This is a genomic window from Nocardia sp. NPDC058666 (assembly GCF_042714895.1).
Lineage (GTDB): Bacteria > Actinomycetota > Actinomycetes > Mycobacteriales > Mycobacteriaceae > Nocardia.
This window is the reverse complement of record NZ_JBHXRY010000043.1, coordinates 1,967-2,977: the sequence shown is the minus strand read 5'-3', so window position 1 is coordinate 2,977 and position 1,011 is coordinate 1,967. Positions and strand designations below refer to the sequence as shown.

Annotated in this window: 3 protein-coding genes (1 of these 3 running past the window's edge); all 3 read right to left on the bottom strand. The window is 70.3% G+C overall.

The features are described from left to right. Positions 1–3 precede the first annotated feature (3 nt). Tightly spaced (at most 32 nt apart), the 3 genes in view from ACFWVD_RS28205 to ACFWVD_RS28195 form a layout consistent with a single transcriptional unit that may run on beyond the window. Positions 4–396, bottom strand: a complete 393-nt coding sequence (locus ACFWVD_RS28205) for an ATP-binding protein (RefSeq protein ID WP_379247886.1) — start codon at positions 394–396, stop codon at positions 4–6. A 32-nt stretch (positions 397–428) separates the two neighbouring features. Next, a complete protein-coding gene (locus ACFWVD_RS28200) occupies positions 429–821 on the bottom strand; it encodes a nuclear transport factor 2 family protein (protein WP_037861820.1) in 393 nt (130 codons plus the stop codon). A gap of 2 nt (positions 822–823) precedes the next feature. Further along, positions 824–1,011 carry the end of a cytochrome P450, cyclodipeptide synthase-associated gene (locus ACFWVD_RS28195; RefSeq protein WP_379247884.1) on the bottom strand. 1,603 nt of this gene lie beyond the right edge of the window, so the window shows 188 of its 1,791 coding nt (coding positions 1,604–1,791); the start codon falls outside the window, past its right edge — the gene reads right to left on this strand; its stop codon occupies positions 824–826.

Genomic DNA, 1,011 nt, shown 5'->3' with positions numbered 1-1,011 from the left:
GCGTCAGATGTGTATAAGAGACAGGTCGTCCGCGGCCCGCGGCAGGAAGTGGTGCCACAGCCAGCTCTCCAGCCACTGGCAGTGCTCGAAGGAGTCCACGAACAGGACCGTCCCCGGCACGTCCAGGAACGGTCCGGCGGCACGCTCGAAATCGGCCGGGTCCCGGCTGACGAACCGCCCGTCGAGCTCGACGAGCAGCCGCCCGGCCGCCCGCGCGTGGTCCGCGAGACGCCGCAGCAGCGTCGACTTGCCGATACCGCCCGGCCCGTACACGTAGAACGCGAACGGCGCCTGCGGATCACCGGCCAACGCCGCCGCGAAGCGCCCGAGTTCCTCGTCGCGGCCCACGAACGCCTGCACGCGCGCCCTGCTCAGTCTTTCCCCCACGGACCCCATGGCGGCTCCCTTCCCTCTCGCTGCGGAGCTTGTCAATTGATCAGTCCGAGCTGAGAGTCGTCGCCCTCGCCGGTGACCAGCAAGGTGGTCTCCTCCACGCACCGGAAGCGGCCGTCGGGAGCCATCCGGGCGAAGAGGTAGACCTCGGTGCGCGAGACGTGGCCGTCGTGGTGGGTGAGGGTGACGGTGTGACGGTCGGCGTAGGACAGCCCGTCGCGCAGTTCGTCCTGGACCTCGACCTGCCCGTCGCGGATCAGGGAGCGCAGGCGCGTCATGTGCCGGGCGAAGGAAGTCCGGTCGCTCCACACGCCGTTGGTGCGCTGGCGGTAGTCGGGGGCGAAGTGCCGGTCGATGGCCTCGGTGAGGTCGAGGCCCGGGGTGAACAGCAGGTCGTTGATGGCGCGGCTGATGTCGGTGGAAGTCATCGTCATGTCCTGAACGCAGTGGGGGGTGTACGAGGGGTGCGGGGGCGCGCCGGGCACAGGGCGCGGGGCGCCGCGGTCTCAGCGGACGGGGGTGAAGTCCAGCGACAGCGAGAGCGGCCCACGGGTGTACAGGCCGGCCTCCCGGTAGCGGAAACCGGGGCTGTAGCGCACCTCGTCGAACAGCGGCAGG